Here is a 16,691-nt window from a genome sequence, read left to right as displayed (position 1 = left end):
CGGTCAGGCGCCGAGGGCAGCGCAGGCGGCGTCCACGGCGGCCGTGCGCAGGGCGTCCAGGGGCTCGTCGGCGAACACGAGGACGCAGTCGGCGAGCCCGCCCAGCGCCACCGTCGCACGCGTGGCGTCGGCCAGCGACGGGTCCTCGCCGACCAGCAGCGCCGCCAGCCGGAGCCGCCAGTCCAGCACGCGGTCGACCAGGCCGAGGTCGGCCAGCGCCACCAGCTCGCGCACCACGAGCGCGACGACCTCGCGGTGCTTGAAGTGGAAGTCGAAGTAGCCCTCCAGCAACGGCCGGGGGCCTCGCGGCGGGCGGGACTCCAGCTCGGCCACGAACGCGTCGCCGTCGTCGATCAGCGGTTGGACGATGCTGCGCACCAGCTCCTCGCGTGACGCGAAGTGGTAGTAGAGCGCCGGTTTGGTGATCCCGAGCCGGTCGGCGATCTCCTGGAGGCTGGTCTGCCGCACGCCCTGCCGGAGGAACAGCTCGCGCGCCACGGCCTGGGCGCGTGCCTTCGTGTCGGAGCCTCTCGCCATGAACCCCAGCTTACCGACTGGTCAGTAACCCGTTGTGCGGCCGCACTCCTCCACTTACCATCCGTTAAGTAAGAAAGGGGTGGTCATGGGGGTTCTCATCTCCGGCGCGAGCGTCGCCGGACCGGTGCTCGCGTACTGGCTCACCAGGTACGGGTTCGAGGTCACCGTCGTCGAACGCGCGCCGGGGCCGCGCAAGAGCGGCGGGCACGCGGTCGACCTGTTCCGGCCCGCGATGGACGTCGTGGAACGCATGGGCGTGCTGCCGGGGATCGTGGAACGGGCCACCGGCACCGACCGGATGGTGGTGCACAGCAAGGGGCGGCGTCCCGTCGAGGTCGACCTGGGCCGGCTGTTCGGCGCGGTGTCCGACCGGCACGTCGAGATCATGCGGGACGACCTCGCCGAGGTGTTCCTCGAAGCCACGCGCGACGACGTGGAATACGTGTTCGGCGACTCGATCACGTCCATCGCCGACGACGGGGGCGGTGACGTCGAAGTCACCTTCGAGCGCGGCGAACCTCGCCGGTTCGACCTGGTGATCGGCGCGGACGGGCTGCACTCGACCGTGCGGCGGCTGGTGTTCGGCGACGTGCCGGAGCTGTTCATCGGCGCGTACCTGGCCGTGCTGTCGCTGCCGAACTACATGAACCTGGAGAACACCACGGTCGCCTACTCCGACGTGGGCCGGATGGCGGCGATCTACAGCGCCGACCACCTGCCGGACGCGCGGGCGGTGTTCCTGTTCCGCTCGGAGCGTCCGCTCGACTACCACCACCGGGACGTGGCGCGGCAGAAGGAGTTGCTGCGGGAGGCGTTCGCGGGCATGGACGGCGAGGTGCCGCGGTGGCTGGAGGGGATGGACGGCGCGTTCTACTTCGACTCGATCACCCAGCTGCGGCTGAACACGTGGACGCGGGGCCGGGTCGGGCTGGTCGGCGACGCGGGCTTCTGCCCGGGTCCGGCGGTGGGCGGCAGCACCAGCCTCGCCGTGGTCGGCGCGTACGTGCTGGCGGGCGAGCTGGCGGCGGCGGGCGGCGACCCGTCGACCGCGTTCCCCGCGTACGAGGCGGAGATCGGCGACTACGTGCGGCGCAGCCGGGCGTTCGCGATCGGCACCGCGAAACGCCTCATCCCGGCGACCGCGCGCGAGCTGTGGGCGATGCGGCAGGCGATGCGGCTGTTCGGCCACCTGCCGCCGTCGTGGGGTCGGTTGCTGGCCAGGATGAACCGCAACGGCGTGCGGCTGCACGACTCCGTGACGCTCAAGGACTACACGCTGGTCGGGTAGATTGCGGCTTCATCGCTCGACGGGGGGTCGTGGTGGTCAGAGCTGTCGCGTTCATCGCGGTCGGTCTGCTGTTCGTGCTGGTCGGCCTCTCCGGCCTCGGCAGCGACGGCCTGGTCGACACGGAGGCCGAGGTCGTCGCCGTCCACCAGGTGAGCAAGACCAAGCGGATGGCGACGGTGGAGTTCACCACCGTCGACGGCGTGCCGGTCACCCGGCACCTCCCCCAGTCCACCCGGTCCCCGCAGCCCGGAGACCGGGTGGAGGTCCGCTACAGCCTGCACGACCCGGAGTTCATCGACTACACCGACAACCAGTCGGGCCTGATCTTCATCCCCGTCATGGGCCTGGGGGCCGTCGGGGTCGGCGTGTGGCTGCTGGTGGAACGCCGCCGCCGTTCCCGGTGAAGCACAGGGGGTGACGCTCGGTAGGGTTGCCGTGATCGCACGCGCGGCAGTGGGGGAACGTGGTGTTGAGGGCTGTGCTGTTCATCTTGTCCGGGGTGATGCTGATCGGGATCGGCGGCTGGGTCGCGCTCACCGAGAGCCGCCTGCCCACCGCCCAGGCCGAAGTGGTGAGGGTGCGCCAGGCGGACGACGGCGAGTGGCGGTCGACGGTGCGGTTCACGACCGCCCAGGGGAAGCAGGTCACCGGAGACGTGGAGCCGTCCGCCCGCCGGCCCCGGGAGGGCGATCGGGTGGAGGTCCGCTACCGGCCGCGGAAGCCGAGCGTCGTCCACTTCCCGGAGGACGGGCCCAACCTCTACCGCTGGCCCGGACTCGGGCTGGCGTTGATCGCCGTCGGCGCGTTCTGGGTCGTGCGGATCAAACGCCGTCCTCGCTGACTCCACCCCGGGTCGAGCGACGCCCGGGCTGACGTCACCACTGGATGTCGGTCAACGCCTCCAACGGCTTGCGCTCCTCCACCGACTCCGGCAGCACCAGGGTGTCCGCCGACGCCAACGCCGCCGGGAACGTGAAGCCGCACCGCTCCTCGACCTCGCCCAACGCCACCTGGAACACGCGGAACTCGTCCAGTTCCAGCGATTCCAGCTGGTTCAGGTTCTGCGTCAGCACGAACGCCCGCGCCTTCAGCACGCCGCCCGACGTGAACGCGATGACCTTCCAGTACTCGCGGGGCAGCCGCACGCCGCGGAACACGCGGTCGTCGGAGCGGAACACCGGGCCCCCGTAGACGCTGACGCGCAGGTCGTCGACGTCCACGTCGGCCAGCACGGCGTCCTCCAGCCGACCCCACAGCCCGCGCCGCGCGCTCTGGTTGAAGTCGTCCATCTGGGGCGTGATGTTGGTGAAGAAGAACGAGTCCTCGTTGGCCCGCTCCGCCTCGGACCTCGTGCCCCACAACAGGTCCGCGCGCCGGGCGAGGTGCCCGCGGTCGAGCCGGTTGTCCCGGTACAGCTCGTCGCCGACCTGGAACTCCGCCGGGACGCGCGGGTCGAGCAGGAACGGGATGCCGCTGCGGTTGAGCTTCTTCAGCCCGCCGCCGTCGATGTTCCACGCCACCCAGAACGCGAACCGCCGGGACTTGCTCTGCGCCAACGAGAAGTGCGTGTAGTCGATCACCGTCGACCCGTTCAGCTCGACCGCGTCGGCGCGTGCCGCGTCACCGAGCTCCGGCACGCCCACCGGCGTGCCGAGGAAGTTCTCGTCGAACCCGGCCCCGATCCCGGCCACCTCGGGCCGCAGCGGCGGCCTGACCGTGATGCCGAGCTTCTCGAACACCGAGCCGGGCAGGCACGCCAGCGCGTGCTCGTCCGGGCTGTCACCGGCCTCGCCCGCGAAGTGCAGGCCCGCCAGGGTCCGCGCGGTGCGACCGTTGGCGGACTTGAACACCCACGCCGCGCCGGAGTCGCCGCCCATGCTGATCTCGCCGTCGGCGGCGGGCCGCGCCGGGTCCGGCCCGATCTCGAAGCAGCCGATCTGCCGCTGCCCCACGCCCGGCCCGTAGTCGAGCTTGACCAGCGTGTCGACGCGCCGGACCACGCCGTGCGTCACGCCGGTCGTCCGCCCGCTCTTCACGACCTTGTCGCCGAGTTCGGGCTCCCCCAGCTCGTCCACGGCGACGCCGAGGTCGAGGATCTCCGGCGCGAACCCGCGGTCCTCGATGGTGGCGATGGCGCAGTCGCCCGCCGCGCCGAGGTGCGACCGGACGAGCCGGCCCAGCCGGTTGCGTTCGGTGCGGTTGTCGTCGTGCACGCCGGGCTGCACCACGTCCTCGCCCAGCGCGCCCTGCGGACCGTGCAGGACGTGCCAGTTGCTCAGGACGTACGGCGTGCCGTCGACCCGGTCGTACACGACGCAGCCGATCGTGCCCGCCGACACGCGCACGTGCCCGACGCTCACGCCCGGCACCACCGGGTCGACGCGGGTCTTGCGCGGGCTGCCGACCGTCTCCTCCACCACGTGGAAGTCGACGCGGTAGTCGCGTTGCAGCACGTCGGTCGGCACGGCGACGCCGTCGACCTCGATCGCCTCGGGCAGCAGCGCGGTGCCGAGCGCGCCCAGCTGCTCGGGCGCGGCCTTCCGCCGGACGGTGAACTGGATGGCGATCTCGTCGGTCGGCCGGCCGTCGGCGACCTTGTAGCCGATGCCGATGGACGACACATTCGGGTCACGCAGGTAATCGGCGCCCTTGGTGCGCACGAACCTCCGCAGTGACGCCTGCAAGTCCTTCTTCTTCTTGACCATGAGCGCAACCCCCTGAAGTGCGCGCGCCGGTGGCCTTGCTGTCGACGTCACCTGATCCGGTGTTAGCCCACGTCCGAGCCGTTCACCCGTTCAGCTCAATGCTGACCACCAAACGCAGTCAACCTCACCGACACGACGGAAAGTTGACCATCAATAGGCGACCCGCTGAACTCTGAGCGGTCGCACAGCGTCACCGCCAGCCCGTGGTCGCACCCATGAACGACGACCGGCGTACGGTCGGGGAGGTCCAAGTACGCGTCCGTTGACGCTGCGACACAGGATCCGCACAGTGCGTGACCACAATGGACGCCCGAGGCACGACGGCCCCGCGAATGGGTGGCGACGTCGGTGACGTGAGTCACTTCCCGTTCCCACCTGGGCGATACAACGTCGTAAAGCGGGGTGGATGCCGGCTACCATCCCGGTCGTTACCGAGACCCGACCCCGGAGGCTCCGCTTGGCCACGCTCAAGGACGTCGCCGCGATGGCCGGTGTCTCGGTGAAGACCGTCTCGAACGTCGTCAACGGCTACGAGTTCGTGAAGCCCGAGAACCGCCGCCGGGTCGAGGAGGCGCTGGCCGCCACCGGCTACCGGCCGAACCTCGGCGCGCGCAACCTGCGCCGCGGCCGCACCGGGTTCGTCGCCCTGGTGCTGCCCGAACTGGTCGTGCCGTACTTCGCGGAGCTGGCCGGGCTGGTCCTCGGCGCGGCGCAGGAGCACGACTGGAACGTGCTGATCGAGCAGACCCTCGGCACCCGCGAGGGCGAGCGGGACACGTTGGCGTCGCTCGGCCCGCACATGATCGACGGCGCGATCGTGAGCCCGGAGGCGTTGCAGGCGTCGGACTTCGGCGAGCTGGCGCCGGGCATCCCGGTGGTGACGCTCGGCGAGCACTCGGTGGACCTGCCGATGGACCACGTGGGCATCGACAACGTCGAGGCGGCCCGCGCCGCCGTGGCGCACCTGGTCGGCCTCGGCCGGACCCGGATCGCGGCGATCGGCGCGCACCCGAACCGCGGCACGGCCGCGCAACGCCTGGAGGGCTACCGGCTCGCGCTGGCGGAGGCGGGTCTCCCGCTGCGCGAGGAGCTGGTCGCGACCGCGTTGAACTACCACCGGTTGGACGGCGCCGAGGCGATGGAGCGGCTGCTGTCGGTCGCCGAGCCGCCGGACGCGGTGTTCTGCTTCAACGACCTGTTGGCGATCGGCGCGATGCGCGCCGCGGCGGAACGCGGCGTCCGCGTGCCCGCCGACGTGGCGGTCGTCGGGTTCGACAACACCGAGGAAGGCGCTTACAGCCTGCCGTCGCTGACCACCGTCGCACCGGACAAGGCCGCGATCGCGCGTGCCGCGGTGGACCTGCTGCGCCGGCGCGTCGAGACGCCGGGCCGTCCGCCCGAGCACCTGCGGACGCCGTTCTCGTTGGCAGTCCGGGAGAGCACGAAGGGGAACACGTGACGCGTGACGGGGTTTTCGAGGCGCCGGGCCGGATCAACCTGATCGGCGAGCACACGGACTACAACGACGGTTTCGTGCTGCCGATCGCGTTGCCGCACACGGTCCGGGTGACCGCGGCGCGGCGGGACGACGGCGTGCTGCGGGTGGCGTCGCGGCAGGCGCACGGCGTGGCCGAGCTGCGCGTGGCGGACCTCGCGCCGGGCGTGGTGACCGGCTGGGCCGCGTACGTCGCGGGCGTGGTGTGGGTGCTGCGCGAGGAGGGCCACCCGGTCGGCGGGTTCGGGCTGCTGGTGGACGGCAACGTGCCGCTGGGCGCGGGCCTGTCGTCGTCGGCGGCGCTGGAGAGCGCGACCGCGCTGGCCGTGACGGAACTGTCCGGTGTGGACCTCGACCGCCGGGAGCTGGCCCGGATCGCGCGGCGGGCGGAGAACGAGTTCGTCGGCATGCCGTGCGGGATCATGGACCAGTCGGCGTCCCTGCTGGCCCGCGAGCGGCACGCGTTGCTGCTCGACACGCGCACGTCGGAGATCGAGCACATCCCGTTCGACCCGGCCGCGTCCGGGCTGGCGCTGCTGGTCGTGGACACGAAGGCGCCGCACCGGCTGGTGGACGGCGAGTACGCGGCGCGGCAGCGCGACTGCCGGCGGGCGGCGGAGCAGCTGGACGTGCCCGCGCTGCGCGACGTGGACCAGGCGGACCTGGACGGGGTCGTGCGCGACCTGCCGGAGCGGCTCGCGCGGCGGGTGCGGCACGTGGTGACGGAGAACCAGCGGGTGCTGGACGCGGCGGACCTGCTGCGCGCCCGGCGGACGCGCGAGCTCGGGCCGCTGCTGACGGCGTCGCACGCGTCGCTGCGGGACGACTACGAGGTGACCGTGCCGGAGCTGGACGTGGCGGTGGACGCGCTGGTCGCGGCGGGCGCCCTCGGTGCGCGGATGACCGGCGGCGGGTTCGGCGGGTGCGTGATCTCGCTGGTGGAGGAGTCCGCGGTGGACGCGTGCACGGAGGCGGTGCGCGCGGCGTTCGCCGACCACCGCTTCACCGCACCCGACTGCTGGACCGCGACCGCGGCGCCCGGCGCGCGGCGCGCGGACCGCGTGCCCACGGCGACCGCCTAGCGGGGACGTCCACCGGCCCGCGACGCCGACGCCTCGCGGGCCTGCACCACGCTCGCCGACGTTCGCGGGCCGGGGTCATGCCCGGTCGGTTGCCAGTCCGCACCGGTGCGCGATCGTCCGCGCGACCTCGGCGGCGGGCACGTCTGTGGTGTCGACGACCTCGGCGGCGGCGTGCAGCCACGGCACGGCGGCCCGGTAGCGCTCCACGTGGTCCAGTCGCCACTGGCGCGCGCCGGGGTCGTCGCGGTCGGCCTCGATGCGCCCGACCAGCACGTCCTCCCGGGCGTGCAGCACGAAGTGCCGGACGTCCAGCCCCGCGGCGCGCAGCCCGGCGTCGATCTCGCGGTAGTACGCCTCGGTGAGCACGGTCTGCGGGATGACGAGCGCGCCGCCGACGTACCGCAGCGTCTCGACCGCCGTGTGCACCACCAGCGACCGCCACGGCGGCCAGTCCTGGAAGTTCTCGACCGGTTCGGTGAGCACGTGCCGCAGCAGGTAGCCGACGTGCTCGGAGTCGAAGACGCGCGCGCTGGGCACGAGGCCGGTCAGCTCGCGGGCGGTGGTGGTCTTGCCGGCGCCGAACGTGCCGTTGAGCCAGATGATCACATCCGACGGTAGGGCGGGACGGGGCGCTCTCGCCATGGAAATCCCCGATCGACGCGGGTCGGACCCATTCCTCAGGTTCTTAGGTAACCAATAGATCCTCTAGTTGGACAGGCGTTCACCAGGCACGCGGTCGGAACCGGCGCTGCGGGTTCCCGTCGTGCCGCGCCGCCGCGGTCCCTCGCGTTCCACCCGGCGTACACGTCGGGGATGGCCGTTGATCACCTTCGGGGTGTACCCAGTACCGGAACGCATCCCGCCCCACCGTGTTCTTCCCCGGCCCTGCACCGAAGGAGAGCCGATGTCCCCACTGAACCGCCGAACGCTCATCGCCGGCGGCATCGCCGGCGCCGGTGCGACGCTCCTCGCACCCACCACCGCGAACGCCCTCTCCTACCCGTTCACGCTCGGCGTCGCCTCCGGCGAGCCCGCCGCGGACGGTTTCGTGATCTGGACGCGCCTCGCGCCCAGCCCGCTCAACGCCGACGGCCTCGGCGGCATGTCCAGCGCCTCCGTGGCGGTGGAGTGGCAGGTCGCGACGGACCAGCGGTTCACGCAGGTCGTGCGCAGCGGCACGGCGACCGCCGCGCAGTCGTGGGCGCACAGCGTGCACGTCGAGGTCACCGGCCTCCAGGCCGGCCGCGAGTACTTCTACCGGTTCCGCGCCGCCGGCCACATCTCCCCCGTCGGCCGCGGCGTCACCGCGCCCGCCGTCGGCACCAGCCCGGCGCTGACCATGCTGTTCACGTCGTGCTCCCACTTCGAGGCCGGGTACTTCACCGCCTACCGGCGGATGGCCGAGGAGAACCCGCACCTGATCCTGCACCTGGGCGACTACATCTACGAGGGCGCGGCGTCGACCACCGCGATCCGCAAGCACGCGCCGGCGGTGGAGATCTCGAACCTCGCCGACTACCGCGTGCGGCACGCGCAGTACAAGACGGACGTGGACCTCCAGGCCGCGCACGCCGCCGCGCCGTGGCTCGTCGTGTGGGACGACCACGAGGTGGAGAACAACTACGCGAACCTGGTGCGCGCCAACACGTCCCCCGCGGGTGACTTCAAGGCACGGCGCGCGGCGGCGTACAAGGCGTACTACGAGCACATGCCGCTGCGCCCGGCGCAGGCCCCGGTGGCGGAGAACATGCAGCTGTACCGCCGGGTCCGGTGGGGCAGCCTGGCCACGTTCCACATGCTCGACACCCGCCAGTACCGCGACGACCAGGCGTGCGGTGACGGCACCAGGGTGTGCCCGGAGGCCGACGACCCGGCCCGCACGCTGACCGGCGCGACGCAGGAGGCGTGGCTGCTCGACGGCATGCGCCAGAAGCTCGGCACCTGGGACTTCCTGGGGCAGCAGGTGTTCTTCGCGCAGAAGCTCGCGTCCGCCGACGGCGCGAAGTCCATGGACTCGTGGGACGGCTACAGCGCCAACCGGGGCCGGTTGCAGCGCGGCTGGGACGCGGCGGGCCTGCGCAACACCGTCGTGCTGACGGGTGACGTGCACCGGTCGTGGGCGAGCAACCTGATGGCGAACTACACCACGCAGGACCGGATCATCGGCACGGAACTCGTGACCACGTCGGTGACGTCGGGCGGCGACGGCAGCGCCACGGACACCGGCCTGTCGAGCCTCAACCCGCACGTGAAGTTCTACAAGAACCTGCGCGGCTACGTCCGCACCGTCACCACCCCCACCCAGATGAACGTGGACTTCCGCTTCCTCGACCGGGTCACCACGCGCGACTACCCGGTCCGGACCTTGCAGAGCTACGTCGTCCAGGCGGGCAACCCGGGATTGCAGGCGCCATGAAGAAGCTGATGATCACCACGACCGCGGCCCTGATGCTGCTGGTCACCGGCACCGCGTCGGCGGCGGCGACGTGGGCCGCGGCGAACAGCACCGCCACCGGCGACCAGGACAACGCCGCCGTGTCGGCCGCGCGCAACGGCTGGACCGCCGTGGTGTGGGAGGACGACCGCGACGACGCGACGCCGACCGACCCGGTGCACAGCGACGTGTGGGTGCGCCTGTTCAAGGACGGCGTGTCCCGCTACGAGCAGAAGCTGTCCACGGGCGGCACCGGCAACTGGCGGCACGTGCAGCCGGACGTGGCGGTGCGCGACAACGGCACCGCGGTCGTCGTGTGGGCCGACGACGGCGACGGCAACGGCTTCTACAACGTCCAGGTGCGGGAGCTGGGCACGACCGGCACGGTCACCGGGTCGGCGCGGGCCAACGCGAACACCGACGGCCAGCAGCTCAACCCGGCCGTCGCGGCCGACCCCGACACGTCCGGTTTCGCGGTGGTGTGGGAGGACAAGCAGACCACCACCAACCCGACCGTGCGGATCGCCGGGTTCGCGTCGGTGACGTCGAAGACGTACGAGGCGCAGGTCAACACGGCCGGCGGCACGCACCAGCGGCCGGACGTGGCGATGGGCGCGGCGGGCAACGCGATCGTCGTGTGGGACGAGGACGGCGACGGCAACGGGTTCTTCAACATCGGCCGCAAGATCCTCACCCCGTCCGGTGGCGTGAAGGTGGCGCAGGCGCCGGTCAACGCGAGCGGTGACGGCCAGCAGCGGCGGCCCGCGGTGGCGGCGAACTTCAACGGCGACCACGTCGTGGCCTGGGAGACCGACCACACCGGCACGGCGCAGGTGGGCGTGCGGTCGTTCGCCGCGACCGGCGCGGCCCGCACGCCGGCGGACACGGTCCTGCCCGGCACGGACCCGCAGGTCGGCATCGACGACCAGCTCAACGTCGCGGTGACGTGGGCCGAGGCGGCGGACGTGCACACGCAGGGCCTCAACCCGGACGGCACGGTCGCGGGCAGGCTGCCGCGCCAGCCGACCGTCTCGACCGCGACGGGCAGGCAGGACGAGCCGGCGCTGGGCGTCGACCCGTGGGGTCGGATCACCATCGCCTACACCGACGACAACGACGGCAACGGGTTCGACCAGGTCTACCTCGGCACCGGGCTGGTCAACAGCACCTGGTGAGTCACGCGCGCGGCGCGTCCCGATCCCCGGGGTCGGGGCGCGCCGCGACCGCGTCGGCCACGAACGGGTCCTCGATCCGGTACCCGTGGTCGGTGCGGCCGACCAGACCCCGGTCCACCACCTCCGCGAGGAACGGCCCGAGCCGCCACGGCAGCAGCCCGCACCACGCCAGCACGTGGCGCTGCCACCCGCCCAGCACCTCTTCGAGCAGCGCGGACACCACCAGGCCGGTGACGGCGCCCGCGCCCACGTGCGCCACCGTCCACCAGGCGAAGCCGTCCCAGACCAGCACCAGGTACGCCCCGGCGGCGGCCACGAGCGCGGCCCACACCGCGAGGCGCGGCAGCTCCACCCACCCGATGACGCACCACGCGCTCAGCGCGAACGGCACCGCCCAGCCGGACGGGTCCGGCGCGGTGAGGAGCAACGGCGCCGCGAGCACCGCGCCCAACAGCGCCCCGACGGCCACGCCGCCGAGCCGTCGCGGCCACGGAAGCGGCACGGGGGTGCGCGTCAGCAGGCCGAGGAGGACCGCGACGCCGACACCGGCGAGCGGGGGCAGGCCCGGCAGCGCCCCGACCGCCACCGCGAGCGCCGGCACCAGCACGGCCCGGTTCACGGTGGCGCGGACGGGGAGCGGCAGCTCCTTCTCCATGCCGTCCAGGACGGCGAGCCACCGCCGCGCCCGCGCGGGCAGCCCGGCGAGCCGTTCCTCCACATAGGACTCGACCGAGCCGGTGCGCTCCATCCGCAGCATCATCCCCACGGTGGCCTCCCGGCTCAACGCCGAGGGGATCGTGCCGCGCGCCAGTTCGACCTCCGCGACCCGCAGCGACGCCGGCCGGTGGAACCGGACGTCCCGGCCGGCGACCGCGACCGGCGGGTGGCCGTAGGCGTCCAGGAACTCCTCCAGCATCGCCGGGGTCCAGCGGGCGGTCCGGTCGACGCGGTCGAACAGCAGCACCAGCCGGTGGTCGGCCAGCCACCGCAGCGCCGTGCCGGGCTCGACGCCGTACCGCTCGGCGAGCGCCGACAGCAGCCACCCGGTGAACGGCCGGACGACGTCCGCCGTGCCGCGCACGGGCTCGGCGGGCAGGTCGAGGAGCACCGGCACCGGCTCGTCCGGGTCCGCCTCGGCGGCGGCGAGGAGCGCCCCGGCCAGGTCGCGCAGCAACGTGGACGTGCCGGAGCCGGGCTTGCCGACGATCAGCAGCGCGGAACCGGCGGCCAGGAACGCGTCGTGCGCGCTGGTCGTCCGGGCGTCCCCGCTGACCAGCCGCACCGGGAACAGGACGTCCGGCTCCGCGCCGCGCAAACCCTCGCGGACGCGGGCCAGCAGGTCGCGGCGGCGCCGGTCGTCGGGATCGGCGCCGGCGGAGCCGGGCTCGGGCGGCGGGCGGCCGTCGAGCGGGTCGATCCGCCGGAAGTGGTCGCGCAGCACGCCGTGCAGGAAGCGGAAGTCGCCGTCCAGCGCGACGACCAGGCCGCGGCGGGCGCTGTCGCGCAGGAACCGGCGCAGCCGCCACGGCAGCAGCCCGGCCCACGCCGGTTCCAGGCGCCGGACCAGGTACTTGAGCCACAGCCCGAGCACCACGCCGAGGAGCACGACCAGGCCGAGGCCGAACACCATGCCCGAGACCAGGCCGGCCACGGGCGCGCCGGGCGCGGCGCCGAGCGGCGCGTCGGGTGCGGCGCCGAGCGGCACACCGGCCAGGTGTGCGGCGGCCACCGCGAGCGGCGCGAGCGCGGCGGTGCACAGCGCGGGCCACGCGGTCAGCCATCCCGCGACACCGCGCGACACCTCGTCCGAGAGGCTCCTCATCACGGTCGCCGCGAAGCACGCCGCCAGGCCGAACGCGCCGATCGCGAACCCGGCGTCGAACCCCGTGTCACCGACGCCCGTGCCCCATTCGAGAGCGGTGACGCCGCACGCGACGACCACGCCCGACACGACGCCCCACGGGAAGAGCCCGCTGAACCTGCCGTCCGCGGCCGCGACCAGCGACCCGGCGGTGAGGCCGACGGAGACACCGATCGCCACCGCCCGCCCGAACGGCGGCAGGGCGGCCATCGCGGTCGCCGCGTTGGCGCACAGCACGCCGACCGCCGCGCCGAGCGCCAGCCCGGCGACCGCGCCGAGGAGCCGGCGCAGCGGACGGCCGCGCGTCGCGTCGACCCGGTACGGCTCGACGCCGGGTCCGAGCCCGACGCCCAACGCCCACGTCGCGAACACCACGACCACCGCGGCGGCCGCGCCCGACAGCACGCCGAACCGCAGCGCGGTCGGCAGGACCACCCCGGTCACCGCGGCCCCCGCCACCGCCGGCGGGACCACCCAGCGGCGCAGGGCGACCGCGGCGGACGGCACGAGCACGCCGTCCGGGTCGATCCGCTCGCCGTCCGCGCCGTGCCGGGCCAGCAGGCCGAGCCGCCGCACCACCCGCGTGCGGTGCTCGCCGCCGCGCCGGTCGAGCAGTTCGGCGAGGTAGGCGTCGAGGAGCCGACGCGGTTCGACGCGGGCCGGGTCGGGCAGGGTCTTCACCACCCGCAGCCACAGCGGGCCGTCCACGAGCTCGCGCAGGTGGGCGGGCACGCCGGCGAGGTGCCGTGCGACCTGCTCGGCGCTGAGCGGCACCATCGTCGCGGTCGTCCGCAGCCGCAGGCCCGGGTAGTCGGCGGTCCGGCAGGCCACCGCCATCGGCGGCTGGGCCAGGTCGGCGACCAGCTCGTCGATGGCCCGCGCGCACCGGTCCCGCAGGTCCGGCCGGACCTCGTCCAGGCCGTCGAGCAGCAGCGCGAGCTTCCGGTTGGCGAGCCAGGCGCGGGCGATCTGCGGGACGACGCCGTACCGGGCGCTCATCTGCCCGACCAGCCAGTCCGGCAACGCCTCCGGTGGCTCCTCGCGCCGCCGGGAGCGCGGGCGCAGCACGTCGGCGAGCCCGGACCGGCGGCTCACGCCCCAGCCGGCCAGGGACAGCACGACCGGGATCGGCTCGTCGGCGTCCCGTTCGGCCCGGTCGACCAGCGCTCCGGCCAGCCGCAGCAGCTCAGTGCTCTTGCCGGACCCGGCCGCGCCGAGCAGCGCCAGCGACTCGTCGCGGTCGTAGGCGGCGGTCGCCGTCACGTCGCCCTCGTCGGTGCGGACGACGAGCGTCAAGGTCTCGACGTCGCCCAACGCCTGCCGCAACGACGTGTCGACGTGCTTGCGCACGCGGGCCAGCGCGCGCGACCGGTCGCGCGCGGACGGCTCCGGGTTGGCGGACGCGCCGCGCCGGGAGCCGAGGTGACGGCCGGTCTCGACCACGACGAGGCCCAGCGCGACGCAGCCCCACACCGGCCACCCCCAGGCCGGCGGGTCGTCGTCGGTGACGAGGTTCGTCAGCAGGCCGATGAGGATGACCAGCAGGGTGGCCGCGACGGTCGGCAGCAGTCCCGGTGATCTCATCAGCCGGCAGCCTACGGGTCAGTGATCGTCCTCGTGCCGCTTCGCGAGACGTTTCGGCGCGCGGCACAGCCACGCCTCGGTCAGCAGCTCGGTCAGCTCGGCGGTGTCGATCTCCGCCAGGCGGACCAGGATCGCCGCGTACCCGTCGAAGTGCGGGGTGGTGAAGTAGACGGCCGGGTCGTCGGCGAGCAGCGCCTCCTTCGCCCCGAGGTCCGGCACGCTCGCGGCGAGCACGGGACCGTCCGGCGCGGCGGCGCCGAGGGCGGCCAGGTCGGCCTTGCGCAGCGGCCGGTCCCAGGCGAACGCCTTGTCCTTCACCCGCCAGCTGATCAGCCCCTCGCCGGACTCGCGCTCGGTGACCTCGGGCAGCGCGGTGGCGATGCGGTGCACGTCGTCCCAGGTGGCCATGCCGCAAACGGTAGACCGGGGGTCCGACAGCGCGCCCGATTAATCGTTGGCGTCACCAACGTTCTCAAGTATCGTTGGCGTCACCAACATCCAGGGAGCCCGCCATGATCACGCCCTTCACCCTCGACGTCCCGCAAGCCGACCTGGACGACCTGCGCGACCGGCTCGCCCGCACCCGGTGGCCCGACGAGCTGCCCGACGCGGGCCTCGACTACGGCTTCCCGCTCGCCCGCGTCCGCGAGCTGGCCGACCACTGGCTCCACGCCTACGACTGGCGGCGGCACGAGGCCGAGCTGAACGCCCTGCCGCAGTTCACCACCGCGATCGACGGCCAGCGCGTGCACTTCCTCCACGTCCGGTCGGCGAACCCGGACGCCCTGCCGCTCGTGCTGGTCCACGGCTGGCCGGGGTCCGTGGTCGAGTTCCTGGACGTCGTCGAGCCGCTGTCACGGGACTTCCACCTGGTCGTCCCGTCGATCCCCGGCTTCGGGCTGTCCGGACCCACGACGTCGCGCGGTTGGGACGTCCACCGCGTGGCGCGGGCGTTCGCCGAGCTGATGCGCCGCCTCGGCTACGACCGCTACGGCACGCAGGGCGGCGACTGGGGCTCCGGCATCGCCAGGGCCGTGGCCGCCGCCGTGCCCGAGCACGTCGTGGCCGTGCACGTGAACTACCTGCCCACGCCACCCGTGGACGGCGTCGCACTGTCCGAAGAGGACGAACGACGGCTGGTGAAGATCAGGGCCATGATCCGGAGCCGCCCCGGCTACCAGGTGGTGCACGCGACCCGGCCGCAGACCGTCGCCTACGCGTTGACGGACTCGCCGGTCGGCCAGCTGGCGTGGAACGCGGAGAAGTTCGCCGAGTGGGTCGACCCCGACTGCGAGATCGACGTCGACCGCGTCCTCACCAACGTGATGCTGTACTGGCTCACCGGCACGGCCGGCTCGTCGGCGAGGCTGGCACGCGAGACGGGCATCGTCGGGAACGACTGCCCCGCGCCGCTCGGCGTGGCCGTGTTCGCGCACGACATCGTGCTGTCCGTGCGGCCGTTGGCGGAACTGCGCTACCGGGTCGAGCACTGGAGCGAGTTCGACCGGGGCGGCCACTTCGCCGCGCTGGAGACGCCCGACCTGTTCGTCGGCGACCTCCGGAAGTTCTTCGCGGGCCGCTCGTAGCGCTACACGACGAGGGAGACGCCGGTCGCCGTGACCACCACGGCGACCGCCGCGTCCAGCACCCGCCACGCCGAGGGCCGGGCGAAGGTGCCCGACAACCACCGCGCGCCGAACCCGAGCGCGGTGAACCACAACACGCTGCCCGCCATCGCCCCCGCACCGAACCACCACCGGTCGCCGCCGAAGCTCGTGGACGCCGTGCCGAGCAGCAGCACGGTGTCCAGGTACACGTGCGGGTTGAGCCAGGTCAGCGCCAAGCACGTCACGATCGCCGCCGCACCCGCTCCCCCACCCGCCTTGCCCGCCGCTCTAGCGGCCGGACCGCCCGCGCCCGCCACCACCGGACCCGCCGCACCGGCTCCCGCCACCGCCCCGCCCGCACCGTCCGCACCGGCCGCCGCCGCGACACCGCCCGCCGGGGCCGCCGGGGCCGTATCCACCACGGCGGAACCGCCCGCCGCGTGCGCTCCCGCCGCCCTCGACCCCGCCGTTCCCGCCGCACCCACGCCCACCGACGAACCCCCGCCCGCGGTACCCGCCGTGGCCGCCGTGCCCGTGGCAGCCGCGGTGTCCGGCGTGGCGTCGAGCGCCAACGCCGCCGGCCGCAGCACCCGCCGCGCTGCCAGCACGCCGTAGCCGACCAGGAAGGCCGCGCCGACCCACCGCACCACCGTCATCACGGACGGCCAGGCGGCCAGCGTCGCCCCGGCCCCGCCCACGCCGAGCGCGATCAGCACCGCGTCCGAACCCGCGCAGATGGCCACGATCGCGGGCACGTGCTGCCGCAGCACGCCTTGCCGCAGCACCAAGGCGTTCTGCGCGCCGATGACGACGATGAGGGACAGTCCGGTGCCGAGCCCGGCGAGCAGCGCGTACATCACGCCACCGACCGTAGGAACCCGGCGCCGATAAGGCCAGCTACGCTTTCTTACGTATCATTAGCA

General features: G+C 73.4%; 14 protein-coding genes. 8 read left to right on the top strand and 6 right to left on the bottom strand.

What is annotated here, in order from left to right; translation table 11 throughout:
- Positions 1-3: 3 nt before the first annotated feature.
- Positions 4-537, bottom strand: a complete 534-nt coding sequence (locus tag ACRAKH_RS12215) for a TetR/AcrR family transcriptional regulator (RefSeq protein WP_380725663.1) — start codon at positions 535-537, stop codon at positions 4-6.
- An 85-nt stretch (positions 538-622) separates the two neighbouring features.
- On the opposite strand from ACRAKH_RS12215, the gene ACRAKH_RS12210 reads away from it, so the two are divergent.
- The 3 genes from ACRAKH_RS12210 to ACRAKH_RS12200 all read left to right on the top strand — a co-directional run bounded on the left by ACRAKH_RS12210 (position 623) and on the right by ACRAKH_RS12200 (position 2,666).
- Positions 623-1,825 carry an FAD-dependent monooxygenase gene (locus tag ACRAKH_RS12210; RefSeq protein ID WP_380725665.1) on the top strand — a complete coding sequence of 401 codons (1,203 nt, stop codon included), beginning with the start codon at positions 623-625 and terminating at the stop codon, positions 1,823-1,825.
- A gap of 32 nt (positions 1,826-1,857) precedes the next feature.
- Positions 1,858-2,229 carry a hypothetical protein gene (locus ACRAKH_RS12205; RefSeq protein ID WP_380725667.1) on the top strand — a complete coding sequence of 124 codons (372 nt, stop codon included), beginning with the start codon at positions 1,858-1,860 and terminating at the stop codon, positions 2,227-2,229.
- Between the two features lie 74 nt (positions 2,230-2,303).
- Complete coding sequence (locus tag ACRAKH_RS12200) at positions 2,304-2,666, top strand: DUF3592 domain-containing protein (RefSeq protein ID WP_380725669.1); 363 nt, start codon at positions 2,304-2,306, stop codon at positions 2,664-2,666.
- Between the two features lie 34 nt (positions 2,667-2,700).
- Here ACRAKH_RS12200 and ACRAKH_RS12195 read toward each other — a convergent pair whose 3' ends face one another.
- Entirely contained in the window at positions 2,701-4,530 is a 1,830-nt protein-coding gene (locus ACRAKH_RS12195; protein WP_380725671.1) for a DNA/RNA non-specific endonuclease, read from the bottom strand.
- Positions 4,531-4,987: 457 nt separating this feature from the next.
- Here ACRAKH_RS12195 and ACRAKH_RS12190 point away from each other — a divergent pair, with 457 nt between their 5' ends.
- Both ACRAKH_RS12190 and galK read left to right on the top strand, forming a co-directional pair.
- Positions 4,988-5,989, top strand: a complete 1,002-nt coding sequence (locus ACRAKH_RS12190) for a LacI family DNA-binding transcriptional regulator (RefSeq protein ID WP_380725673.1) — start codon at positions 4,988-4,990, stop codon at positions 5,987-5,989.
- A complete protein-coding gene (gene galK, locus ACRAKH_RS12185) occupies positions 5,986-7,107 on the top strand; it encodes a galactokinase (protein ID WP_380725675.1) in 1,122 nt (373 codons plus the stop codon). The genes ACRAKH_RS12190 and galK overlap by 4 nt, the downstream gene beginning before the upstream one ends.
- A 75-nt stretch (positions 7,108-7,182) precedes the next feature.
- Here galK and ACRAKH_RS12180 read toward each other — a convergent pair whose 3' ends face one another.
- Positions 7,183-7,713, bottom strand: coding sequence for an AAA family ATPase (locus tag ACRAKH_RS12180; protein WP_447009818.1), 531 nt, complete (start codon positions 7,711-7,713; stop codon positions 7,183-7,185).
- A 298-nt stretch (positions 7,714-8,011) separates the two neighbouring features.
- Between ACRAKH_RS12180 and ACRAKH_RS12175 the strand changes: the two genes are divergently transcribed.
- Both ACRAKH_RS12175 and ACRAKH_RS12170 read left to right on the top strand, forming a co-directional pair.
- Positions 8,012-9,523 carry an alkaline phosphatase D family protein gene (locus tag ACRAKH_RS12175; protein WP_380725679.1) on the top strand — a complete coding sequence of 504 codons (1,512 nt, stop codon included), beginning with the start codon at positions 8,012-8,014 and terminating at the stop codon, positions 9,521-9,523.
- Positions 9,520-10,716 (top strand): hypothetical protein, encoded by a 1,197-nt coding sequence (locus ACRAKH_RS12170; protein ID WP_380725681.1) that lies wholly within the window; start codon positions 9,520-9,522, stop codon positions 10,714-10,716. Before ACRAKH_RS12175 ends, ACRAKH_RS12170 begins: the two co-directional genes overlap by 4 nt.
- Position 10,717: 1 nt before the next feature.
- Here the strand turns inward: ACRAKH_RS12170 and ACRAKH_RS12165 are convergent, their stop codons facing one another.
- Complete coding sequence (locus ACRAKH_RS12165; RefSeq protein ID WP_447009817.1) at positions 10,718-14,161, bottom strand: hypothetical protein; 3,444 nt, start codon at positions 14,159-14,161, stop codon at positions 10,718-10,720.
- 18 nt (positions 14,162-14,179) lie between these two features.
- Positions 14,180-14,569 carry an MmcQ/YjbR family DNA-binding protein gene (locus tag ACRAKH_RS12160; RefSeq protein ID WP_380730357.1) on the bottom strand — a complete coding sequence of 130 codons (390 nt, stop codon included), beginning with the start codon at positions 14,567-14,569 and terminating at the stop codon, positions 14,180-14,182.
- Positions 14,570-14,673: 104 nt separating this feature from the next.
- On the opposite strand from ACRAKH_RS12160, the gene ACRAKH_RS12155 reads away from it, so the two are divergent.
- Positions 14,674-15,747 carry an epoxide hydrolase family protein gene (locus ACRAKH_RS12155; RefSeq protein ID WP_380730355.1) on the top strand — a complete coding sequence of 358 codons (1,074 nt, stop codon included), beginning with the start codon at positions 14,674-14,676 and terminating at the stop codon, positions 15,745-15,747.
- 2 nt (positions 15,748-15,749) lie between these two features.
- On the opposite strand, the gene ACRAKH_RS12150 is transcribed toward ACRAKH_RS12155, so the two are convergent.
- Positions 15,750-16,625: a LysE/ArgO family amino acid transporter gene (locus ACRAKH_RS12150; RefSeq protein WP_447009966.1), complete on the bottom strand. Its 876-nt coding sequence runs from the start codon at positions 16,623-16,625 to the stop codon at positions 15,750-15,752.
- Positions 16,626-16,691 lie beyond the last annotated feature (66 nt).

The organism is Saccharothrix hoggarensis (assembly GCF_052936025.1).
Note: the sequence above shows the minus strand (reverse complement) of the source record. Positions and strands in the feature narration are given on the sequence as shown.